Raw genomic sequence first — 23,669 nt, 5'->3', positions numbered from 1 at the left:
TTCAGTCCAATCGTAAATTGAAAATCAACAATAGCATCAATAGTAGCAACAGCAAACATAATCAAGGATTAAGATATGAGAATTAAGAAGATAGACAAATTAAAACACAAATAAAATGAAAAAAGCGAGCTATGTGTTAATCTTAATAATTTTTTCCAGCTGCGGAATTGGAAACCTCTACATTATTGATAATGCAAGCGAACAAAAACAGAAAATCACTATTAATTATGTGGTTAATAAAGGCGATTTAAAAGAGTATTATGCTATGCCAGACAGTTTGTATATTACCACAAACAAATCCTACTCAGAGAAAAGCTTCAACTGGTATAAAGATGCAGAAAGCAAAATTCCTTACCAGAAAATTGACGAATTTACCTACCAAGTTGAGTTGGCAAAAAACCAAAAAATATTTATTCCGTATCGCTATAAATTCAAAAACAGCATCGATAAAATTCAGATTCACCCTAACCAAGAAATATTTCTTAGAGACACGCTTCAGCAAGATAGTTTAGTAAATTATTACACAAAAAACACAAAGCCAACTACCCAAGTAAATTACAATTATAAACTAATTGGAGACGGTCAATACCTCATTAAAATAAACGAATAATCTTACATCATGAAACAAAGCTACTTTATATTAATATGTTCAGTTTTATTTTACCTTCCCACCAATGCACAGTTTTGGTTTTACGTAAACGATACATTAGAAGTGCCAATTACCAAAGAAACAAAACCCGAAGACGTGAAGGTTTTTCTAAAAGAATACAAGGCAACCGATATTGAATTCAACCCCAACGCTGAATCGGATTTTCAATTTAGGCTTAAAAACAAAAAAGGCAATTGGATGCTTTTTGATGCCATGAATGAAGCTATTTTCATGGAAAAGCAAACTAAAAATTTCAGTTTTCAATTTCCTAGTGCATACCAAGAGAAAATGTATTTTACTTGGGCTAAAAGAAAAAATAAATGGTATTGGGTAAACACTTACAAACAAGAAATTGAAGAAAAATTAGCCTTTGATGAAGTGCAAAAAATCCCTGCGCAAAGCCAAGAACATCAAGATTATTCTAAAGTTAAAATAAAAGTAAAAAATCAAAACAAATGGGGTTTAATTGAAGCCTATGATGAATACTATACTTTTTACGTAAGTAGAAACTTTTTATACAATACGCCTGAAGAAGTGCCAAAAGCAACGGGTTTTGAAATTTATCAGTTGCAAATGATGGAGCAAATTAGAGAAGACTATAAAGTAGACTTGCTTGAAGCTTTAGACAATTATGGTTACTATTTTAAAGGAAGAAATAAAAAAAGTAAGCTTTGGGGAATGTTTGTAGGAGAAGGTCAAGTTTTTGGAGAAATCCCCATGCAATTTGATGACATTGTTCGCCACAGAAATCCAGAAACTTATGAAGTTTGGAAAAACGGCAAAGTGGGTTACTACAACTCAGCATTTGAGTTGTTAAAAGAACCCATATTCGACGAATTGCAAATCTTGCAACATAATTATGAAAAAGCTTGCGCGCTTAAAAAAGATGGCATCTGGCAACTTTTTGATCCGTTTGATGGCAGCTTAGTAGTAGAAGCTAAAGCTAAAACCATTGAAGAATTGCAGGCACTTTGGTCTAAGCCTTAACGAAAAACATCAAAAGACTATAAAACAATAAAAAAGTAAATGTTTTAAAGTTTATTTGTTAGCAGTATTACTAAGATGCAAACAACTAAATACTTAACCCAGTAAAATCATCCAACATGAAAAAACACGTAGTATCACTTTTATTTTTTTCTTTTGTATTTACTATGGGTTGTGGCTCTACACAAAGCATAAAAACATCAGATGTAGCCAACTTTAATTTAAAAGGATCAGTAAAATCCATAAAGTCTCAATCTTATTATGCAAAAGATAGCGCTGGTTATGTAATAAAATCGAGTAAAGGAGTTGGTTTTGGCGATTTTGCATATAAAGATGTAGCCGTAAAGTTTAATCCAGAAGGAAGTATTCTAAACAAAGCTACTTTGGGAAGAAATGGTCAAGCAGAATCAGAAACCAGAATCACGTATAATCAAAATGCTGAAATAGTTACTGAAGCATCCTATAATTCAGGTTCCTTAGAAAAAACACGAGAATTTAGCTATGCAACAAATGGTAAACTAGGAATTGAAAAAACTACATATCCTAACACAAACTCATTTTATTTAAGAACGTATAAGTATAACAACAAAGGAAATGTAATTGAAGAAGCTTATTTAGAAATTACTGATAAGGATACACTTTTAATTAACAAAAGCAAATCAACACACAAGTACAATAAGCAAGGCATAAAAATCTTATCGCTTACTGAAAGCGATGAAGAACAAAGACAACTTACTTATAATGAAAAAGGGCAATTAATTACTGATGAAGTAATTAAAGGCTTTGAAAATATGATTCTGCCTAAGCATACGTACGCTTACAATGAACAAGGTTTGCTCGTAAAAGAAAGTGATTATTACGCAAATAATGAATTCGCATTTGCAAATCACTTCACCTATAATAAGGATGGAATGCTGATTGAAAAAGGTTCTTCAACAGAACTCAATGGTGAATATAAAAAGGAAAAAGAAATGCGCTACAATAAACTGAACCAGATCATTGAACAAAAATCCTTTGATGAAAATGGAAATGTTACAGAAACAATACGCTTAGTTTATGAGAATGATGAAAAAGGTAATTGGATAAAACGAACGGTTTTTACAGATAATGAACCGAGTAACATTGTAGAACGTATAATCACGTATTACTAATCAGATTAAAGTTGATTTATCTGAATTAGCCTCAGTGATGTATTTCATCAAAATCAATACAAAAGAAGCACAAAGTACATCAAGATGTATTATTAAAAATTAATTTCTAAACAATCAATTATTTAAGCCCTGTAAATCTTACAGGGCTTTTTACATTTTCCTAATTACAACTAAAAAATACCAATACTAACCCGTAGTGCATTATCTAAACGAGATTAACTTTCAGATTATTGATATTTCTCTTGAACACAAATTTATTTATATATTGTATTGTTGTTAAGGTGGTAATCTTAGCTAGGATTCTAGTTTTAAAACCTTCAAATGATTTTGCATAATTACGTCTTATCATGAATTGATCACAAAGCTGTGAGAATAGAGTTTCTATTCTTTTTCTATATTTTTTAAATTGATAATATTGTGGTTTGTAATCTTTTTGATTCTTTCTCTTTGGAGTTTCTAACTCTATATTAGCTTGTGTAAATAAATCAACTTGTACTTTTTGAGACAAGTATCCTTTGTCTCCAAGCAATACACAATCAGATATTTGTAGCTTTATGTCTTTTAAATAATGAATATCATGAACTGAAGCTGGACTCAAATCAAAGCTTTGAAAAACGCCTTCTATAGAACAGACAGCATGAAGTTTATAACCATAAAAGTGTAAGTTTTGAGAAGCACAAAAACCTTTATTTGGTAAAGCATAATCTTGCTCTTTACAAATCTTGCTTCGGTTGGAACGAGATAATTTACACACTTCAAGGGGCATGCTATCAACGACAAAATAGTTTTCAAATTCATTAAAAGCATCTACCATTTTAGACCTAATTTGTTCCATGTAAGAGAAAAGTTTTCGCTTTCTTCTATTATACACACTCCTTTCAATTTTATTTTCTAACTCTGTATTTTTTAATTCTCTAAAAAGTTGATATTCTGAATCAATAGACTTAAACTCAGCTAAAATAATTAGACTAATCAACTCTATATCAGATAGCTTAGGAACAATAGGCTTGAAGTAAAAATCATCCTTATCTGATATTTTACGTAATTCTCTTAAAATTAATTTGTAACTTGCCATAAAGTTGCTCATCATTGTATTTGTTTGAAAGTCAATACAATATACTCATTTATAGTGAGTTGAGCAACTTTTTCATAATGCACTACGGGTAATACTAGGTATCTACAAGCATGCTTATTTTGAGTTACTTGCTTCTGTTTTTTTAAAATAATGGATGCTAAAAGTGAAATAATAAAAAATTGTACTTTTGTAAGTAATGTTTAAAAATAAAAGGCACTGCAGGTGCAAGACATGTAAAAAAAAATAATTAACCAACTCTTAAAAATATAAGCATGACAAAGAAAGTCCTACTATTTAGTTTATTGATGTCATATACTGTACAGGCCCAAATCCAATTTGAAGAAGTCCTGGGAACACCTTTTGACGGCGTTGTGTTTAGCTCCATCGCTTTTGCGGATATCGATGGCGATGGTGACCAAGACGTATTGATTACGGGAAAAAATGCAAATAATCAAAACATTGCCAAACTCTACACCAACAATGGTAGTGGCGGCTATACCGAAGTGACAGGCACACCTTTTGATGGAGTTCAGCGAGGCTCCATCGCTTTTACGGACATCGACGGCGATATCGACCAAGATGTGTTAATTACGGGACTAGATGAAAGTAATCAACGTATTGCCAAACTCTACACCAACGACGGTAGTGGTGGTTATACAGAAGTATCAGGAACACCTTTTGAAGGTGTTTCTAATGGCTCCATCGCTTTTGTAGATATTGACGGTGATAGCGATCAAGATGTGTTGATTACTGGGCAAAAAGCAAATAGTCAAGACATTGCCAAACTCTACACCAACGATGGTAGTGGCGGTTATACCGAAGTGACCGGCACACCTTTTGAAGGTGTTTCTAATGGCTCCATCGCTTTTACGGACATCGACGGCGATATCGACCAAGATTTGCTGATTACGGGACTAACCAATAATGGACCGATTGCCAAACTCTACACCAACAATGGTAGTGGTGGATTTACCGAATTGACCGGCACACCTTTTGATAGCGTTTGGTTTAGTTCCATCGCTTTTGCAGATATCGACGGCGATATCGACCAAGATTTGCTGATTACGGGAATAACCATTAATCAAACGATTCAACCTATTGCCAAACTCTACACCAACGACAGTAGTGGTGGTTATACCGAAGTATCTGGAACACCTTTTGAAGGTGTTTCTAATGGCTCCATCGCTTTTGTAGATATTGACGGTGATAGCGATCAAGATGTGTTGATTACGGGGGTAGATGCAAGCAATCAACGTATTACTAAACTCTACACCAACGATGGTAGTGGCGGCTATACCGAAATGATGGAGACACCTTTTGATGGTGTTATATTTAGCTCTATAGCTTTTGCGGATATCGATGGTGATGGCGACCATGATGTATTGATTACAGGAGAAAATGCCAGTGAATATTCTGCTAAAGTCTATAGAAATACTTCTTTTGAGCTCAATTGGACTGGAAATATTAATAATTTATGGACAGAAAGCGGTAATTGGAGTACTAATGCTTTACCTACTTCAACCAGCAAAGTGTTTATTACGGATGTGTCTAATCAGCCTATGTTAGAAGTTACAGACCAAATAGAAATAAATAATCTTGTCTTAAGTAACAACACTACGCTCGAGGTTTCTGGTGTATTAAAAGTAAACCGCGATATTATTAATAGTGGTAGTATCACGTTTAAAAGCGATGTCACAGGCACAGGTCAACTTGATGAATTTACAGGAAGTTATTTGGGCAGTGGAACCGTAGAAGTAGAACGTTTTATACCAGCAGGTAAAAGAGCATTCCGATTAATTAGTCCAGCAATTACAACCATCACGAGTATTTACGCAAACTGGCAAGAAAATGGTGGAAGCCCAACAAATTATGGTACACACATTACCGGTTCAACAACGGGTGCCGATGGTTTTGACCAAACAGCAACAGGAAGTCCATCATTATTTACATTTAATAATATGCTAGAAGACCAAACTGGTGGAGCCGCTTGGGAAGCAATTAGCAATACAAATGTAAATACCTTAAATACGGGAGCAGCTTACCGTTTATTAGTTCGTGGCGATCGTAATATCGATTTAACATCTGATCAATCTTCAGCTAATGAAACGGTTTTGCGTGCAAGTGGTGATTTACAGTTTGGCGATTATTCACCAAGTATTTCAGATTACGATGGGAATTTCAACTTTGTTGGAAACCCGTATCAGGCCGCAGTCGATTTTAACCAGTTAACTTTCAGTGGAGATATTAATACCAATTATATATACGTTGGGGATCCACAACAAGGTGATTTAGATAGTTTTGTAACTATCGATTTGCTTGATGGAAGCAATACAGTAGGCTCTAATGTCAATGAAATCATCCAACCCGGTCAAGCCTTCTTTGTAAGAAACAACTTAACAGTAAGCACTACTCCAAGCATTACATTTACTGAAGCTAGTAAGGCAGTAGATGAAGAACAACTTTCTGCTTTTTCTGTACCCAATTACATCAAGCTGAACTTACAATTGTTTGCTTCAACAACAGAAGTAGAAGAAATAGTAGATGCCATTGGTTTGCGTTTTAGCGAAGACTTCCAGAATGAAGTTAATGATGCTGATGCGGGTAAAATGGGTAATACAGGAGAGAATTTAGCTTTGGTAAACAGCAATCAGTTGCTCTCTATCGAGCAACGAGCAAACCCAATAGAAGGCGAAGAAATCCAATTATTTGCCAATAGCTACCAAAGTGAAAACTACAGTTTCAAGCTTCAATTAGAAAATACAAGCGAAGATTTTGAAGTGTATATTAAAGACAATTACCTAGAAACACAAACATTAATAAATGCAGAAAATGATTATAGCTTTAGTATTGATCCAAGCATTACCGAAAGCGCATCTATTTTTCGATTCAGCTTGGTATTTGAAAATGTAACGCTAAGCAATACAGAATTCGACCAAAAAATGTACTGTGTATATCCAAATCCAACCCAAGATCAATTATTTATCTCAGGTATAGAAAATGAAGTTGGTATTGAAATCTACAATTTATTAGGAAAGCGAGTATTTTCTATTATCCAAAAGGCTGAAGAAAGCCTAGATATTTCAAATTTAGAAACTGGCGTTTATCTGTTAAAAGTAAACGATAATGAAAATAGTTTTACGCAGAAGATTATTAAAGAATAAGAATTATGAAAAACTTAAAATTGAGTAAAGAAAAAATAGCATGTAGTGTGGTTCTTATCTTTTTCGTAAGTATCAACTCGCTTGCGCAAAGTTTAGAAGACGCCTAGGGTTTACAGAAACCGTGAACGATGTATCCGAAGCACCAATACACTTATTAATTCCAATCGCTTTGGTAATAGGTGCTTTTTTAGGAATAAAAAAACTGAAATAAATATTTAAAACTTGCGAGTAAATTATAGACGATATGTAAAAGTACCGTCTTTTTTGTTTGAAATCAATCATAAAATGTTTTAAGAAACTTAAGGTAGTTGATCAAGATAGTAAAGAACTAAGAAAACTCATTTTTCATTTCTAAAGCTTTCCCTACCTTTGAAAAAACAAGAATTTTATGCGATACGAACCCATTTCAAAAGACTTATTTATTCACAACCGAAAAAACTTTATGGCTCAAATGAAGCCAAAATCTGTAGCGGTTTTTAATTCTAACGATATTTATCCCATTGGTGCAGATAGTACTTTGGCTTTTCAACAAGACCGAAACATTTATTACCTAAGCGGCGTAGATCAAGAAGAAAGTATATTATTGCTTTTTCCAGATGCACCCAAAGCCAAACACAGAGAAATTCTGTTTTTAAAAGAAACCAACGCACACATTGCCGTTTGGGAAGGTGAAAAACTTACCGAAGAAAAAGCTTTTGAAACCAGCGGAATCAAAACCGTATATTGGTTAAAAGATTTTCAGAAAATTTTTCAGGAAATCATGACGCAAAGCGAAATGATTTACATCAATACCAACGAACATTACCGTGCCAATACGGAAACCGAAACCCGCGAAGAACGATTCAACAATTGGGTGAAAAAAAACTATCCAGCTCATCAAGTAGCCAAAAGCAATCCTATTTTACAAAGATTACGTTCAGTAAAACATCAACTGGAAATAGATGTCATGCAAAAAGCCTGTAACATTACTGAAAAAGCCTTCAGAAGAGTTTTAGAATTCACTAAACCTGGTGTAAACGAATTTGAAATTGAAGCCGAAGTAATGCACGAATTTTTATTGAATCGCTCTAAAGGTTTTGCTTACACGCCTATAATCGCTTCTGGAAAAAATGCTTGCGTTTTACATTACATCGAAAATAAAGATGTGTGCAAGGAAGGTGAATTAATTTTATTCGATTTTGGTGCAGAATACGCCAACTACGCTAGCGACATGTCCCGAACCATTCCTGTTTCTGGAAAATACACCAAACGACAAAAAGAAGTGTACAATAAGGTGAATCAGGTTAAAAATGATGCTACCAAAATGCTTGTTCCAGGAACAGATTGGGAGCAATACCATGTAGAAGTCGGCAAATTAATGACATCAGCTTTATTAGATTTAGGCTTATTAGACAAAGCCGATGTACAAAACGAAAACCCTGATTGGCCAGCCTACAAAAAATACTTTATGCACGGCACATCGCATCACATTGGTTTAGATACACACGATTACGGATTGCTTTACGAACCCATGCAAGCCAACCAAATTTTCACGGTAGAACCAGGAATTTATATTCCTGAAGAAGGTTTTGGTATTCGATTAGAAGACGATGTGGTCATTCAAGAAAAAGGAGAACCTTTTAATTTAATGCGTAATATTCCTATTGAAGCAGACGAAATTGAAGAAATCATGAATGCTTAACTCAGTTGCTGATATACATAAAAAACCCATTATACAATAATATGGTCAAACATAATTAAGAATTTGATAGCTATACATATAAAAAAGTGTGAAATCGTCAAAACACTAACTTAGCATAAATCAAAACTTTATAATTATGAAGAGAATTTTATTAGTATTAGCCGTTGTGTTTGCTAGTCTACAGTTTAGTAATGCACAAGAAAACATGTTTACAGCTGAAGTACAAGCTGGAATACCTATGGGTGACTTTGGTGATTTTAGTGATTTTGGTATTGGCGTAAATGCCACCTATTATTTTGCTGAGGTTGCTGAATCTTTATATGTTGGTGGCCGTGGAGGTTATTCCGTATTTTTGGCATCTGAAGATTTTATAGATGATTTTAGTTTTATTAGTCTAGCAGCAAGTGGTCGTTTCAATTTTAGCGAAAACCTATTTGCACGTGCAGATTTAGGTTATGCAATTGGTGTTTCTGACAACGTTGATGGGGCATTTTTTTACGAGCCAAGAGTTGGTTATGATACTGGAGCATTCGAAGTTTCAGTTTATTACCAAAGTATAACTGAAGATGTTGAAAACATTAATTCTTTTGGTGTAGCATTAGGCTATAAATTCTAACAGAATTACATAATTCAATAAAAAAGCCGTCTTTTTTGAAGATGGCTTTTTTTATTTCTATAGCTTTTTATGCTAAAAATTAAATGATTAATTTAGAGCCGATTTTAAAATAAACAAAAAGATGAATAAACGCTTACAGACATGGAAATTAGCTTTGCTGTTTCCGCTTTTCTTTGCATGTGAAGAAGCAAAAGAACAACAAGCCGAAAATACACCTGGTATTGAAACGCAGTACATGGATAAAGATGTAAAACCACAAGATGATTTTTACAGTTTTGTGAATGGAAACTGGATGAAAGAAACCGAAATACCAGACGATAGAACTCGTTGGGGCGGCTTTCAAGTTTTACGTAAAAAAACAGATGACAATGTTCTCGAAATACTAAAAGAAACAAGAACATCTGGAGAATATCCAGCCGACTCTGACCAAGGTAAGGCATTGGTTATTTTTGATGATATCATGGATACCATTGCTAGAAACGAAGCAGGCGTAAAACCTGTTTTACCCATCCTAAAAATGATTGATGAGGTTGAAAGCATTACAGATTTGCAAACTTTATTAGCAAAAAACCCAAGCTTAATCAATACGCCATTTTTTAGTTTTTCTGCTTACGCAGACCCAGACGACAGCAGCATGAATGTTGCCTATATTGGTACAGGAAGTTTAGGCTTGCCAGAGAGAGATTACTATTTGAATGATGATGAAGAGTCAGAAGAAATTCGTCAAGAATATGTTGCTCACATTACAAGAATGCTTCAATACTTAGGAGATGACGAAGCTAGCGCAAAAGAACAAGCCGAATTGATTTTAGCTTACGAAACCCGCTTAGCAAAACCAAGACTAAGTAAAGTTGAACGGAGAGATTTTAGAAATTACAACAATCGCTACACAATAGATAAGGTAAAAGAAGTAACGCCAAGCATCAATTGGGAAAAATACGCTGAAGATTTAGGTGTAAAAGAGCAACTAGACGTAGTTTTAGTTATGCAACCAAAATACATGGAAGAAATGGAAAAAGTGCTTTCAGAAGGAAAAGTTGAAGATTGGAAAACCTTGATGAGATGGGCAACTTTTAATTCTGCAGCTACCAGTTTAAGTACTGAAATAGAAAAAGCAAATTGGGATTTTTATAGCAAAACTTTAAGTGGTGCAAAAAAACAATTACCTATTGAAGAACGTGCACTTTCTGTCGTGAATTCTTCTGTTGGTGAAGCTGTAGGTCAAATTTATGTAGATAAAATGTTTCCGCCTGAAGCCAAAGCTAAAGCAGAAGAAATGATTGATGATGTAATTTTAGCTTTTCAAAAACGGATTGAAAACCTAGATTGGATGTCTGCTGAAACCAAAGAGCAAGCCATTGAAAAATTAGACAAATTCACGGTAAAAATTGGTTATCCAGATGAATTTAAAGATTACAGTGAAATGCAAGTAAATCCAGAAAACACCTACTTTGAAAACATGGTGGCGGTGTCTGAATGGAGTACACAACGTAACTTAGAAAAAGTTGGTGAATCTGTAGACAAAAAAGAATGGGGAATGTCTCCACAAACAGTTAATGCGTACTTCAATCCTTTGAATAACGAAATTGTATTCCCAGCAGCTATTTTACAGCCGCCATTCTATGATTATAAGGCAGACGCTGCTGTAAATTATGGCGGAATTGGTTCGGTAATCGGTCATGAAATATCCCATGCTTTTGATGATTCTGGTGCTCGTTTCGATGGAGATGGAAACTTGAAAAACTGGTGGACAGACCAAGACTTAGAAAAGTTTACAGAACGCGGTAAAAAACTCGCAGATTTATACAGCTCTATTGAAGTATTAGAAGAGACCTACATCAACGGAGATTTTACCTTAGGTGAAAATATTGGCGATTTAGGTGGAGTTTTAGGCGGATATGATGGTCTTCAAATTCATTTTGAAAAACATGGCAGACCAGATAAAATTGATGGATTTACACCTGAGCAACGCTTTTTTATCTCTTGGGCAACCGTATGGAGAACCAAAATTAGAGACGAAGCCTTAAAAACACAGGTAAAAACAGATCCACATTCTCCAGGACAACAAAGAGCAGTAGTGCCATTGCAAAATATCGATGCCTTTTACGAAGCTTTTGATATTACAGAAAATGATGCACTTTACATTGCTCCAGAAGAGCGTGTTCGCATTTGGTAATCAAGCTTTTTTAACCTTAAAACTTCCGTTCATTAAAATGTTCGGGAGTTTTTTTATGTAAATTAATGAGTTTGTATTGCAGTTTTAATAAAGGTATAAATTGGGCTTTGATTAAAAAAGTTAGATCTCTAAAAGCCAATAAAACTGGGTTTTATACCAAAAAACACCTAGCTTAAACTCACTGAATTAAAACATAAAACCGATAAGCAAATTCAATTACACTATGTTATATAATAATGTTAAGTCAACTTGCAAATCTTAGTCTAAATCGTATATTTGTTCTTTATTTAGATTAAATTTAAAGTAATGATAAAAGTAAGTGAACAAGCTAAATTGAAGCTTTCCAACTTGATGCAAGAAGAAGGTTTTAATGCTGATCAACATTATGTTAGAGTAGGCGTGAAGAGCGGTGGTTGCTCTGGATTATCTTACGATTTGAACTTTGATCAAAGTCAACAAGATAACGACAAAATTTTTGAAGATAACGGTATAAAACTCATTGTAAGCAAAAGCAGTTTTTTATATTTGGTAGGAACAACCCTAGAATATTCTGGTGGGTTAAATGGAAAAGGTTTTGTGTTTAATAACCCAAACGCTCAGCGAACATGCGGTTGTGGCGAAAGTTTTTCGCTTTAATTAAAAAATAAATTATGGCATATACCGAAGAAGAATTAGAAAAAGACTTACAAACGAAAGAATATGAATACGGTTTTTATACCGATATTGAATCGGATACTTTCCCCGTAGGTTTAAATGAAGATATTGTACGCGCAATTTCTAAAAAGAAAGAAGAACCCGAATGGATGACGGAATGGCGTTTAGATGCCTTTAAAACTTGGAAAACAATGCAAGAGCCGAAATGGGCTAATGTGCATTACCAAAAACCCGATTACCAAAACATCTCTTATTATTCGGCACCCAACAAAAAACCCAAATACGAAAGTTTAGATGAAGTAGATCCAGAATTGTTGGACACTTTTAAAAAACTGGGTATTTCATTGGACGAGCAGAAAAAATTAGCAGGTGTGGCAATGGATGTAGTAGTTGATTCGGTTTCCGTAGCTACTTCATTTAAGAGTACATTAGCTGAAAAAGGCATTATCTTTTGCTCCATTTCAGAAGCTATTCAAAAGCATCCTGAATTAGTCAAAAAATACATTGGTTCGGTTGTGCCGAAATCAGACAACTTTTTTGCTGCTTTAAATTCGGCTGTGTTTAGCGATGGTTCGTTTTGCTACATTCCAAAAGGCGTAAGATGTCCTATGGAATTGTCTACCTATTTCAGAATAAACCAAGCTGGAACAGGACAATTTGAAAGAACTTTACTGGTAGCAGACAAAGATAGTTATGTAAGTTACTTAGAAGGTTGTACCGCGCCTATGCGAGATGAAAACCAGTTGCACGCTGCTGTGGTAGAATTGATTGCTTTAGATGGAGCCGAAATAAAATATTCTACCGTACAAAACTGGTTCCCTGGCGATAAAGAAGGAAAAGGTGGCGTTTACAACTTTGTAACCAAACGTGGAATTTGCGAGAAAAACGCAAAAATCAGTTGGACTCAGGTTGAAACCGGTTCAGCAGTAACGTGGAAATATCCAAGTTGTATTTTAAAAGGAGATAACTCTACAGGTGAATTTTATTCCATTGCCTTAACCAATCATTTTCAACAAGCCGACACCGGTACTAAAATGATTCACTTAGGGAAAAACACAAAAAGTACCATTATTTCCAAAGGAATTTCAGCAGGAAAATCACAAAATTCCTATCGTGGATTGGTGCAAATCAACAGCCGAGCAGACAACGCGAGAAACTTTTCGCAATGCGATTCGTTATTAATGGGAAACAAATGTGGAGCACACACTTTCCCGTACATTGAAGCTAAAAACAAAACGGCACAAGTAGAACATGAAGCTACCACCAGTAAAATTGGTGAAGACCAAATATTCTATTGCAATCAACGTGGTATTGACGAAGAAAAAGCCATTGCCTTAATCGTAAATGGTTTCAGTAAAGAAGTACTGAATAAATTACCGATGGAATTTGCAGTAGAAGCTCAAAAATTATTAGAAATATCATTAGAAGGTTCAGTAGGATAAACACTTTTATATATGAAAATCAACCTATTTATTTTAGCAATTAGTTTCGCTTTTATGTCTTGTAAAGATTCCAACAGCAAAGGCGAAAATGAAAAATCCAAAGAAATTGAAACTGAAGTAGAAACCGAAGTTGAAACCACAAAATTTAAAAGTTATGTGGGCGAATTCATCAAAGTAGACGATGCAGCAATCTTGAAAGGAAGAGATTTTATTTACGGCGTAGTTTTAGATTCTGTGGGAATGGAGTTGGCAAACCAAACCGAATCTTACAAATTTGATGAATACGACATGATTCCTGTAGTAGTTACAGGAGATGTTATTCCAAACGAAGCTGAAGATGGTTGGGAAGAATTGATAAAAGTGAAACAAATTATTCGCATTAGCGAACCCAAAATGGAAGAAAGTATTGAAATTAAAAAATCAGTCAATTAAGCAAAGAAAGTTATGTTAGAAATAAAAAATTTACACGCTTCTGTTGAAGGTGAAGCCATACTAAAAGGAATTAATTTAGAAATAAAACCAGGTGAAGTGCATGCTATTATGGGGCCAAACGGTTCTGGTAAAAGTACTTTAGCTTCGGTTATTGCTGGTAATGAAGATTTTGAAGTAACCGATGGCGATATTATTTTTGAGCGCGCCAATATTTCAGAATTAGCACCCGAAGAAAGAGCCCACCGTGGCATTTTCTTGTCTTTTCAATATCCTGTTGAAATTCCAGGTGTTTCGGTGACCAATTTCATTAAAACATCTATCAATCAAGTGCGTAAAGCGCAAGGATTAAAAGATATGCCTGCCAACGAAATGTTGAAGAAAATTCGTGAAAAAGCAGCTATGTTAGAAATGGATAGAAAATTTTTATCCCGTTCCTTAAATGAAGGTTTTTCAGGTGGAGAGAAAAAACGAAACGAGATTTTTCAAATGGCCATGTTAGAACCTAAATTAGCCATTTTAGATGAAACCGATTCTGGTTTAGACATCGATGCATTAAAAGTAGTTGCCAACGGAGTAAACAAATTGAAAAGTAAAGACAATGCGGTTTTACTAATTACGCATTACCAACGTTTGCTAGATTACATCGTTCCTGATGTGGTTCACGTTTTAATGGATGGAAGAATTGTAAAAACAGGTGATAAGCAGTTGGCTAAAGAATTAGAAGAACGTGGCTACGACTGGATCAAAGAAGAACAAGCCGCAAAAGTCTAATTGATTTTGAAGATTGAAGTTATGGATTTAAAAGAAAAATTAATATCATCTTTTTTTGCTTTTGAAGAGCAAATTGATTTGGAAAACGATATACATCAACTTAGAAATAACGCGATAAAGTTTTTTGAAAACAAAGGTTTTCCAACCAAAAAGGAAGAAGCTTGGAAGTATACTTCATTGAAGTCAATACTAAAAGATGATTACAGTATTTTTCCTAAAAAGGAAGAAACCATTGAATACCGCGATATTAAGAAATATTGCATTCACGAAATAGATACCTATCAAATTGTTTTTGTAGATGGCATTTATGCTTCGCATTTATCCAATACAACCCATGATAAATTTGATGCTTGTTTAATGTCTTCGGCTTTAAACAATCCGAAATACAAGTCTATTATCGATACGTATTTCAATAAAATTGCACCCGAAGAAAGTTTAACGGCTTTAAATACGGCATTTTCAAAAGAAGGTGCTTTTATTCGTGTACCCAAATCGGTTGCAGCTGAAAAGCCCGTGCAGATTTTACATTTTTCAACTGGAAATGAAAGTGCATTAATGCTTCAGCCTAGAAACTTGATTGTTGTTGAAGAAAATGCTCAGATTCAAGTTATTGAACGTCACCAAAGTTTAACCGCAAATGCAGTCTTAACTAATTCGGTTACCGAAATATTTGTGGAGAAAAATGCCATGATGGATTATTACAAAATCCAAAACGACAAAATAAGCTCTTCGTTGATTGACCATACGCATGTGAAACAAGAATCCAACAGTCATTGTTCGGTGCATACCTTTTCATTAGGTGGAAAATTAACCCGTAACAATTTGAATTTTTACCAACACGGCGAACACATCAATTCGGTTTTAAATGGTGTTACCATTTTAGAAGGAAAACAACATGTAGACCACAATACCTTGGTGCACCACACCCAACCCAACTGTGAAAGTCATCAAGATTACAAAGGCGTTTTTTCAGATCGATCAACTGGCGTTTTCAATGGAAAAGTTTTAGTAGATAAGATTGCACAAAAAACAGATGCTTTTCAAAGCAACAACAATATTTTGTTGGATGACAAAGCCAGCATCAATTCTAAACCACAGCTAGAAATTTTTGCGGATGATGTAAAATGTAGCCATGGTTGTACTATTGGTCAATTGGATCAAGAAGCTTTGTATTACTTGCGTTCACGTGGAATTCCTTTAAAAGAAGCCAAAGCCTTAATGATGTTTGCCTTTGCCAATAAAGTATTGACGGGAGTAAAAATTCCTGAGATTAAAAATAGAATTACCAAGCAAATTGCTTTAAAAATCGGCGTACACTTAGGATTCGATTTGTAGTAATAAGAAAGAAAGATGAATGAAGATGAATACTCCAGAAACCCAAATGAAGTTTGATGTAGAACGTATACGAAAGGATTTTCCTATTTTACAACGAAAAGTAAACGGGAAAGATTTGGTGTATTTTGATAACGCAGCCACCTCGCAAACCCCACAACAAGTAATTGATTGCATTGTAGATTACTATCAAAATTACAATGCCAATATTCACCGTGGAGTGCATTCGCTTTCGCAAGAAGCTACCGATGCTTATGAGCAAGCTCGGGAGAAAATTAGAAAGCATTTTAATGCGGAAAAAGCACACGAAATTATTTTTACTTCGGGCACAACACACGCAATTAATTTAGTAGCTAGCGGGTATTCTTCCATTTTAAAAGCGGGAGATGAAGTAATTGTTTCTGCTTTAGAGCATCATTCCAATATAGTTCCGTGGCAAATGCTTTGTGAAAAAACAGGAGCAAAGTTGCGGGTGATTCCTATGGAATTTGATGGAAAACTGAATTTAGATGAATATGAAAAATTACTAAATTCAAAAACCAAATTGGTGTTTGTAAACCATGTTTCCAACGCCTTAGGAACCATCAACCCTATTCAATTTATCATAGATAAAGCGCATGAAATTAAAGCTAAAGTTTTAATTGATGGAGCACAAGCTGCACCGCATATTCAAGCTGACGTGCAAGCTTTAGATGTAGATTTTTATACCGTCTCAGCCCATAAAATTTGTGGGCCAACAGGAGTTGGCGTTTTATACGGAAAAGAAGCATTATTAGAAATGCTTCCGCCGTATCAAGGTGGTGGTGAAATGATTGATCAAGTCAGTTTTGAAAAAACAACTTATGCAGGTTTGCCCCATAAATTTGAAGCAGGAACACCAAATATTTCTGGTGGTATTGCTTTTGGAGCGGCTTTAGATTATATGCATGAAATAGGCTTTGATGCTATTGCCAAATATGAATACGAACTTTTGGTATATGCTACTAATCGATTAAAAGAATTAGATAGCGTAATTATTTACGGAACGGAGCCGCTTCAAAAAACCGCTGTACTTTCTTTTAATTTTGAAGGAATTCATGCCTACGATGTCGGAACCATTCTAGATAAATTAGGAATAGCAGTAAGAACAGGGCATCATTGTGCGCAGCCTATAATGGAATATTACAAAATTCCGGGTACCATTCGTGCTTCGTTTGCATTTTATAATACCAAAAGCGAAATAGATAATTTTATTAACGCGCTTAAAAAAGCGCAACAAATGCTTCAATAACATGAAAAAAATACTTTTCTTATCGGTTTTAATTCTGGCAATTTCAGCTTGTAAAAGCGGTAAAACAGAAGATCAAAAAAAATATTCATCAACTTTTGAAGATAAAGAATATCAGCTACTTACTATAGAAGATAGAAACGTAGAAGATATGGATTTAGACATGAGAATTAACACAGAACAAAATTCTGTTTCTGGCGAATCTGGCTGCAATAACTACCAATTTACCTATAATCTAGAAGAAGAAAATTTAGATTTAGGATATGGTGTTGCTACAAAAATGTACTGCGAAGAAACAATGGAAATTGAAAATGCTTTTTTTGGCGCAGCTAGTAAAGTGAAGCATTTTTCGCAAACAGATAGTATGTTGTATTTTTTAGATAAAGAAGGAAAAGTTGTTTTGAAAGCGAAAGAAAGAAAATAAGCAGAGAATAAGTAAATATGGCAGAAATTCGAGAAATTCAAGAAGAAATTGTAGACGAGTTCAGTATGTTTGAAGACTGGATGCAACGCTATGAATACATGATTGAGTTAGGGAAGAGCTTAGAGCCCATGGACGAAATGCATAAAACAGATGACAACATTATTAAAGGTTGCCAAAGTAGAGTTTGGGTACATGCTAACATGAAAGATGATAAAATTGTTTTTACTGCTGATAGCGACGCTATTATAACCAAAGGAATTATTGCAATTTTAATTCGAGCGTATTCCAACCAAAAACCAAAAGCAATTCTTGAAGCTGATACCGCTTTTATAGATGAAATAGGGCTGAAAGAACACCTTTCTCCAACTCGTGCAAACGGATTAGTGAGCATGATTAAACAATTGAAAAATTACGCTATAGCTTACCAAGCTAAATTAAATTAAAATAAAATGGCAACAGAAACTATCAATACAGAAGAACTAGGAGATAAAATTGTACGTGTACTAAAAACCATTTACGACCCAGAAATTCCTGTAGATATATACGAATTGGGCTTAATTTATGATGTGTTTGTAAATGAAAATGCAGAAGTTAAAATCATCATGACCCTAACTTCTCCAAACTGTCCTGTTGCAGAATCACTTCCACAAGAAGTACAAGAAAAAGTAAAGTCTTTAGATGTGGTTGCAGACTGTAACGTAGAAATGACTTTTGAACCAGCTTGGTCCAAAGACAATATGAGCGAAGAAGCTAAGCTTGAATTAGGAATGTTATAGAGAACCAATTTATGACTGAAATTGTAAACCGTGTTGCCAAAAGTAAACTACAAACTATAGACCTGGAAGAATTGTATGTTTCAGGAACTAGAACACAAATTGATATAGCTCAATGGCTTTATGAAGGTTTGCTTTTAAAAGAAAAAGATTTCAGAGCTGCCTTAATGGCTCATGATTTTAGTCAATATGAAGGTCAACTTATTGCACTTCATTGCTCTACAGATGCCATTGTTCCTTCTTGGGCTTTTATGTTGGTTAGTTTGCATTTAAAAGAATTTGCAAAAAAAGTTATCAAAGGAAACTTAGCAGATTTAGAACTGGTTTTATATACAGAAAAAGTGCATCAATTTAACGTGTCTTCTTTTCAGAATCTCCCAGTAATCGTAAAAGGTTGTTCAAATAAACCGGTGCCAGAAACTGCTTACTTGCTTTTGTTAGAAAAACTTCAACCGGTAGCAAAGTCCATTATGTACGGAGAAGCTTGTTCTTCAGTGCCATTATTTAAATCGAAGAAGTAAAGCTCTTAAATTATACTTTGTAAAATTTAGATTCCTGCTATATTTGCAGCTTAATCTAAACAAACTATGAAGAAAATTTATGTATTATCTCTGTTTTTTTGTTTTGTCATAGCTTCAGCACAAAACGATGCTAACAATGCTCAAAATGAAGAAAACACAGAAGAAAAGAAAGAAAAAAAGTGGAAAATGGGCGGCAATTTTTCCTTTTTAATTAATCAAGCTAGTTTTAATAGTGAATGGCTTGGTGGTGGAACTTCTAACTATTCTGCCAACGTTTTAGTTAGCTACGACATTAACTACAAAAACGAAAAAGTTACTTGGGATACCAAACTTTTAGGAGATTATGGTATTACGCGAACTAAAGATCAAGATTTCAACAGAAAAACAAACGATCGTCTAGAAGTAAACTCTGTTGCAGGATACCAGATGGGAGATTCAAAATGGAGCTACTCAACCATGTTGAATTTTAGAACCCAATTTGCCAATGGCTATACTTTTGGCGAAGATGAACTGGGAAACGAAACGAGAAGTCTTGAAACAGAGTTGATGTCTCCAGCATTTTTGCAATTGGGCTTAGGTGCGTTATGGAAAGAAAGTGATGATTTTAGGGTGAATATTTCACCAGCAACAGGTCGTTTAATATTTGCCAGTTCTAAATTTACTTCAACTCCAGGTTATGTTGATGGAGATTTTTTTGGTTTAGATGAAGGTGAAACAGTAAGAACTGAATTTGGTGCATCCTTAAACGCTTACGGTAAGTTTAAATTGATGAACAATATAACAATGGAAAACTTTCTAAATTTGTTTTCAAACTATATGGAAGATCCACAAAATGTAGATATTGATTATACCTTAAACTTAGTACTTAAAGTAAACGATTATATTTCTACTAACTTTACTTTTCAAGCCATTTACGATGATAACGCTGTAAAAGGTTTTCAGATAAGACAAGTACTTGGAGTTGGCTTAGCATTTCAACTTTAATATGGATTACATAAAAAAAAACAGCCGTTGCAATTGCAACGGCTGTTTTGTTTTGTGAAATACTAAAGTTTATTGAAATCTATCGAACAACTCTTGTGCATTTTCGATATTTCTATTCATGTTCTTTTGCATTTCTTCTGCTGATTCTTTGAAGCTATTTAGCATTTCATTTTTAGCTTTCAGTTCATCAATATCTTCTATGCTAATTCCTGAATTTACTTCTTTGGAATCAAAGTAATTACTAAATTTCTTCATCCAACTCATCATTTCTTCATGAGATTCCTGCAATAAACCCATAGCTTCATTGTATTCATCTTCTGGTAATTTAGCACTTTCCTTTTCTAAATTTGTAAGTAGCAAATTTATTTTGGTCATTTTAGGCATCACTTCGTCGTGAATTGCAATGGTTTCTTTCATTTTTTCGTTAAACTTTTTCTGAAGTTCTTCAACTTCAGGCTCATCTTTTTTGTTTTCGTCTTGACAAGATGTAAAGCTCAATGAAACGAGTAATATTAAGCTTAAACTAAGGGCAATTTTCTTCATGTGTATTAATTTATATATTCAAATTGTTTTCCGGGTAAAGGTCTTACTACTCCTTTTAATTCTAAATTAAGTAGTAGACCAGCCAATTGATGTGTTGGCATTTTAGTTTGTAAAGATAATTCGTCTAATTCACATTTACCTAATTCATTTAACTTATCTACTAATTTTTGTTCTTCATTGGTTAATTCAATAAAAAGCTGCGTTTGTTTTGCAGGTTTCGCTTCCAAATCCCAGCCTAAATGATAAATGATATCTGCTGCACTTGTAATTAATTTAGCTTGGTGCTTTTTTATTAAGTTGTTACAACCCAGGCTCAGTTTGTCGGTACTTCTTCCAGGAACAGCAAACACTTCTCGATTGTAAGAATTTGCAATATCTGCTGTTACTAAAGAACCCCCTTTTTCTGCACTTTCAATTACAATAGTGGCTTCACTCATTCCAGCGATAATTCTATTTCTTTTTAAAAAGTTATTTCTGTCAAATTCGTCCCCGCTACAAAAATCTGTAATAAAACCGCCGTTTCTTTCTACATCAGGTGCATATTTACCATGAATCTTTGGGTAAATTTGGTCTAGACCATGAGCCAAGCATCCAATGTTTTGTAATTGATGCTGTATTGCTGTTTTTTGGGCTGTAATGTCTGCACCGTATGCAAAACCAGAAACAATTACAGGATTTAAAACAGCTAAATCTGAAATGAGTTGCTCACAAAATTGAACACCATAAGATGTAATTTTTCGCGTGCCTACAATACTGATAATTTTCTTGTTTTTTAAATCTATGTTGCCCCGTGTGTAAAGTAAAATAGGACCATCGATGCAATGTTTGAGTAAATTGGGATAGCTTTTGTCTTCAAAAGACCAAACTTCAATTTGATTAGATTTGATAAAATGAATTTCTTTTTCAGCTTCATCTAAGTAAGAAGTATCTTTTAAATGTTTAATTTTATGAAGCCCAATACCCTCAATTTTTAAGAGATTATTTTTTTTCTCTTTAAAAATAGCTTCAGCAGAACCTAATCTGTCAATTAACTTTTTTGCAGTAGAATCTCCTAAATTGGGAAGTTTTTGAAGTGCAATTCGGTATAAAAGTTCATTTTCAGATAACATACAAAGTAGTTTTTAATCGGCATCTGTTTCCTTTTTTACTGAAATTTCTCTTGTAATTTGCTCAGAAAATTCGTTAGAAATTTCTTTTCCGAGGTATACCAGTCGGAAACCTTCTTCAATTTCAAGTTTTTTGCTATTAGAAGGAATCAAAATTAACTCACCATCAGTTTTTTTCACAAACAAAGGAATAGCATCTGCTTCCTGATTTGTGTTTTCAATTAATTTTTCAAAATGTGTTTTAGATGATAAAGGTATTTCATGAATTTCAGGATATTTTCGAGTTAGGTTAACCAGTTTTATATAATCGTCTGTATATGAAAATAAACCTTCTTCAGGGTTTTTTTCTGGATCACGCATTTCTTCAGATGAGATTACGCGATACACTCCTTTTCCACCAAAATGAGACGAAAAATTCTCGATGGCTTTGTTGTTCACTGCGGTATTTCCAGTAAGTGCCATCATATAGCCAATATCAGAAAGTTCTACGTTATCTACCAAATCGTCTGAGTATACATTGGCATTTATGGCTTCAATACCCATTTTTTTCGCTGCTTCTGTGTTGCTTTGGTTATTGTCTACTATAATAACATGCCTTCCATTTTCTATTAAATATTTAGCAATTACTCTAGAAAATGAAGATGAGCCGATGATTAAAATTCCATTGGAATCGGTTTGAAAAACACCGACTAATTTTGCAAAAGGTCTAGCTGTAGTTGCATTGAGTAATACTGTTCCCAGAACAATCATAAAAACCAGTGGAGTAATTAATTCTGCATTATGAACACCTTGACTCGCCAATTTAATTCCAAATAAAGATGCAATACCAGCGGCAACAATACCGCGAGGTCCAACCCAACTAATAAACAGTTTTTCACGAAGATTTAAGCTAGAATTAATACTGCTTAAAAACACGCCAAGTGGTCTCACAACAAAAACAACAGTGGCAAATAGTATAAGCGCTTCCCAATTAAATACCAACATGAGTTCATTCATGTTAATGTTGGCCGCTAGCAAAATAAATAAAATTGAAATCAGTAAAACACTAAGAGACTCCTTAAAGTACAACAGTTCTTTGAAGTTGGGTAAATTAGTGTTACCCATAATTATTCCCATAACAACAACTGCTAAAAGTCCGCTTTCATGAGCAAAACTATCTGCCAAAACAAAAACTCCCAAAACAGTTGCTAAGGTAAATACATTCATCAAGTAGTTTGGAATAACTTTTTTCTTGATTAAAAGCGTAAGGGTATGCGCAAATGTAAATCCAAATGTTGATCCAAAAAGCACGATTTTACCAAATTCTATTAAAGCTGTTTTAGTAAAAGCTTCGCCGCCACCAGCAGATATAAATTCGTAAACCAATACAGCCACTAAGGCACCAATTGGATCTATTAAAATACCTTCCCATTTTAAAATGGCAGATACATCTTTTTTAAGTGGTATATTTCTCAAAATAGGAGCAATAACAGTTGGTCCAGTAACAATAATGAGTCCTGAAAATAAAAGTGATATTTGCCAACTCAATCCCAAAATCCAATGTGCGGCCATTCCTGCACCAATAAATGTAATAATTACAGCAACTGTAATTAACTTTACAATTACGGGTCCAACATTGAGTAATTCATTTCTGCGTAAGGTTAACCCACCTTCAAATAAAATTACACTTATGGCTAGAGAAACAAAGTAAAATAAGCTTTCTCCTGGAAATAAGCCACGCTCACCATTCCAAATAGGTTCAATTAATTTGCTGCCATCTTCAGTATACAAGGTGGCCAAAGGGCCAACTGCTAAACCAATTAAAATAAGCGGCAAAATAGCGGGTATCTTAAGTTTCCACGCAAACCATTGTGCTGCAATACCTAAGATTATTATTCCTGAGAGTTCTAACATATTTCACTTGAAATGAGTTGTTAAAAATACTACA

The 23,669-nt window shown here is 34.2% G+C and carries 23 protein-coding genes; 19 read left to right on the top strand and 4 right to left on the bottom strand.

All coding sequences use genetic code 11. From position 1 onward, the window contains the following. Window positions 1-115 precede the first annotated feature (115 nt). The 4 genes from IEV72_RS09135 (at window position 116) to IEV72_RS13800 (ending at window position 2,887) form a co-directional block, all read left to right on the top strand. Entirely contained in the window at window positions 116-610 is a 495-nt protein-coding gene (locus IEV72_RS09135) for a hypothetical protein (RefSeq protein WP_188458791.1), read from the top strand. Between the two features lie 9 nt (window positions 611-619). Next, the gene (locus IEV72_RS09130) at window positions 620-1,636 is read left to right on the top strand and encodes a hypothetical protein (RefSeq protein WP_188458790.1); all 1,017 of its coding nucleotides are present in this window, start codon (window positions 620-622) and stop codon (window positions 1,634-1,636) included. A gap of 116 nt (window positions 1,637-1,752) precedes the next feature. Next, window positions 1,753-2,784: a hypothetical protein gene (locus IEV72_RS09125; protein ID WP_188458789.1), complete on the top strand. Its 1,032-nt coding sequence runs from the start codon at window positions 1,753-1,755 to the stop codon at window positions 2,782-2,784. A gap of 37 nt (window positions 2,785-2,821) precedes the next feature. After that, window positions 2,822-2,887, top strand: a complete 66-nt coding sequence (locus IEV72_RS13800; protein ID WP_505891263.1) for a hypothetical protein — start codon at window positions 2,822-2,824, stop codon at window positions 2,885-2,887. A 102-nt stretch (window positions 2,888-2,989) separates the two neighbouring features. Here the strand turns inward: IEV72_RS13800 and IEV72_RS09120 are convergent, their stop codons facing one another. Then, window positions 2,990-3,871 carry an IS982 family transposase gene (locus tag IEV72_RS09120; protein WP_229731862.1) on the bottom strand — a complete coding sequence of 294 codons (882 nt, stop codon included), beginning with the start codon at window positions 3,869-3,871 and terminating at the stop codon, window positions 2,990-2,992. Window positions 3,872-4,131: 260 nt separating this feature from the next. Between IEV72_RS09120 and IEV72_RS09115 the strand changes: the two genes are divergently transcribed. From IEV72_RS09115 to IEV72_RS09045, 15 genes are all read left to right on the top strand, one after another. Then, the gene (locus IEV72_RS09115; protein WP_188458788.1) at window positions 4,132-7,020 is read left to right on the top strand and encodes a T9SS type A sorting domain-containing protein; all 2,889 of its coding nucleotides are present in this window, start codon (window positions 4,132-4,134) and stop codon (window positions 7,018-7,020) included. 388 nt (window positions 7,021-7,408) lie between these two features. Beyond that, window positions 7,409-8,701, top strand: coding sequence for an aminopeptidase P family protein (locus IEV72_RS09110; RefSeq protein WP_188458787.1), 1,293 nt, complete (start codon window positions 7,409-7,411; stop codon window positions 8,699-8,701). Between the two features lie 136 nt (window positions 8,702-8,837). Further along, window positions 8,838-9,317 (top strand): hypothetical protein, encoded by a 480-nt coding sequence (locus IEV72_RS09105; protein ID WP_188458786.1) that lies wholly within the window; start codon window positions 8,838-8,840, stop codon window positions 9,315-9,317. A gap of 121 nt (window positions 9,318-9,438) precedes the next feature. Beyond that, window positions 9,439-11,493, top strand: coding sequence for a M13 family metallopeptidase (locus IEV72_RS09100; RefSeq protein WP_188458785.1), 2,055 nt, complete (start codon window positions 9,439-9,441; stop codon window positions 11,491-11,493). Between the two features lie 306 nt (window positions 11,494-11,799). Further along, complete coding sequence (locus IEV72_RS09095; RefSeq protein WP_188458784.1) at window positions 11,800-12,129, top strand: HesB/IscA family protein; 330 nt, start codon at window positions 11,800-11,802, stop codon at window positions 12,127-12,129. A gap of 14 nt (window positions 12,130-12,143) precedes the next feature. Continuing rightward, window positions 12,144-13,589: a Fe-S cluster assembly protein SufB gene (sufB, locus tag IEV72_RS09090; protein ID WP_188458783.1), complete on the top strand. Its 1,446-nt coding sequence runs from the start codon at window positions 12,144-12,146 to the stop codon at window positions 13,587-13,589. A gap of 12 nt (window positions 13,590-13,601) precedes the next feature. Beyond that, entirely contained in the window at window positions 13,602-14,021 is a 420-nt protein-coding gene (locus tag IEV72_RS09085) for a hypothetical protein (protein ID WP_188458782.1), read from the top strand. A gap of 12 nt (window positions 14,022-14,033) precedes the next feature. Further along, on the top strand, window positions 14,034-14,792 hold the full coding sequence (gene sufC / locus IEV72_RS09080; RefSeq protein WP_188458781.1) for a Fe-S cluster assembly ATPase SufC: 759 nt from the start codon (window positions 14,034-14,036) through the stop codon (window positions 14,790-14,792). A gap of 21 nt (window positions 14,793-14,813) precedes the next feature. After that, complete coding sequence (gene sufD / locus IEV72_RS09075) at window positions 14,814-16,127, top strand: Fe-S cluster assembly protein SufD (RefSeq protein WP_188458780.1); 1,314 nt, start codon at window positions 14,814-14,816, stop codon at window positions 16,125-16,127. A gap of 25 nt (window positions 16,128-16,152) precedes the next feature. Next, on the top strand, window positions 16,153-17,394 hold the full coding sequence (locus IEV72_RS09070) for an aminotransferase class V-fold PLP-dependent enzyme (protein ID WP_188458866.1): 1,242 nt from the start codon (window positions 16,153-16,155) through the stop codon (window positions 17,392-17,394). 1 nt (window position 17,395) lies between these two features. Then, window positions 17,396-17,815, top strand: a complete 420-nt coding sequence (locus tag IEV72_RS09065; protein ID WP_188458779.1) for an META domain-containing protein — start codon at window positions 17,396-17,398, stop codon at window positions 17,813-17,815. Window positions 17,816-17,832: 17 nt separating this feature from the next. Then, window positions 17,833-18,258, top strand: coding sequence for a SufE family protein (locus IEV72_RS09060; protein WP_188458778.1), 426 nt, complete (start codon window positions 17,833-17,835; stop codon window positions 18,256-18,258). Between the two features lie 6 nt (window positions 18,259-18,264). Further along, the gene (locus tag IEV72_RS09055; RefSeq protein ID WP_188458777.1) at window positions 18,265-18,591 is read left to right on the top strand and encodes an iron-sulfur cluster assembly protein; all 327 of its coding nucleotides are present in this window, start codon (window positions 18,265-18,267) and stop codon (window positions 18,589-18,591) included. 11 nt (window positions 18,592-18,602) lie between these two features. Continuing rightward, entirely contained in the window at window positions 18,603-19,109 is a 507-nt protein-coding gene (locus IEV72_RS09050; protein WP_188458776.1) for a DUF2480 family protein, read from the top strand. A 66-nt stretch (window positions 19,110-19,175) separates the two neighbouring features. Then, window positions 19,176-20,093: a DUF3078 domain-containing protein gene (locus tag IEV72_RS09045; RefSeq protein ID WP_188458775.1), complete on the top strand. Its 918-nt coding sequence runs from the start codon at window positions 19,176-19,178 to the stop codon at window positions 20,091-20,093. 69 nt (window positions 20,094-20,162) lie between these two features. On the opposite strand, the gene IEV72_RS09040 is transcribed toward IEV72_RS09045, so the two are convergent. Genes IEV72_RS09040 through IEV72_RS09030 form a run of 3 tightly spaced genes read right to left on the bottom strand, consistent with a single transcriptional unit; the run spans window position 20,163 to window position 23,635 of the window. Then, window positions 20,163-20,636: a hypothetical protein gene (locus tag IEV72_RS09040; protein ID WP_188458774.1), complete on the bottom strand. Its 474-nt coding sequence runs from the start codon at window positions 20,634-20,636 to the stop codon at window positions 20,163-20,165. Between the two features lie 5 nt (window positions 20,637-20,641). Then, window positions 20,642-21,745: a DNA-processing protein DprA gene (dprA, locus tag IEV72_RS09035; RefSeq protein ID WP_188458773.1), complete on the bottom strand. Its 1,104-nt coding sequence runs from the start codon at window positions 21,743-21,745 to the stop codon at window positions 20,642-20,644. Window positions 21,746-21,757: 12 nt separating this feature from the next. Next, window positions 21,758-23,635 (bottom strand): cation:proton antiporter, encoded by a 1,878-nt coding sequence (locus IEV72_RS09030; RefSeq protein ID WP_188458772.1) that lies wholly within the window; start codon window positions 23,633-23,635, stop codon window positions 21,758-21,760. Between the last annotated feature and the right edge of the window lie 34 nt (window positions 23,636-23,669).

It is taken from the genome of Psychroflexus planctonicus (genome assembly GCF_014640195.1).
GTDB lineage: Bacteria > Bacteroidota > Bacteroidia > Flavobacteriales > Flavobacteriaceae > Psychroflexus > Psychroflexus planctonicus.
The sequence above is the reverse complement of the archived record's forward strand: the minus strand, read 5'-3'. Positions and strand labels throughout refer to the sequence as shown.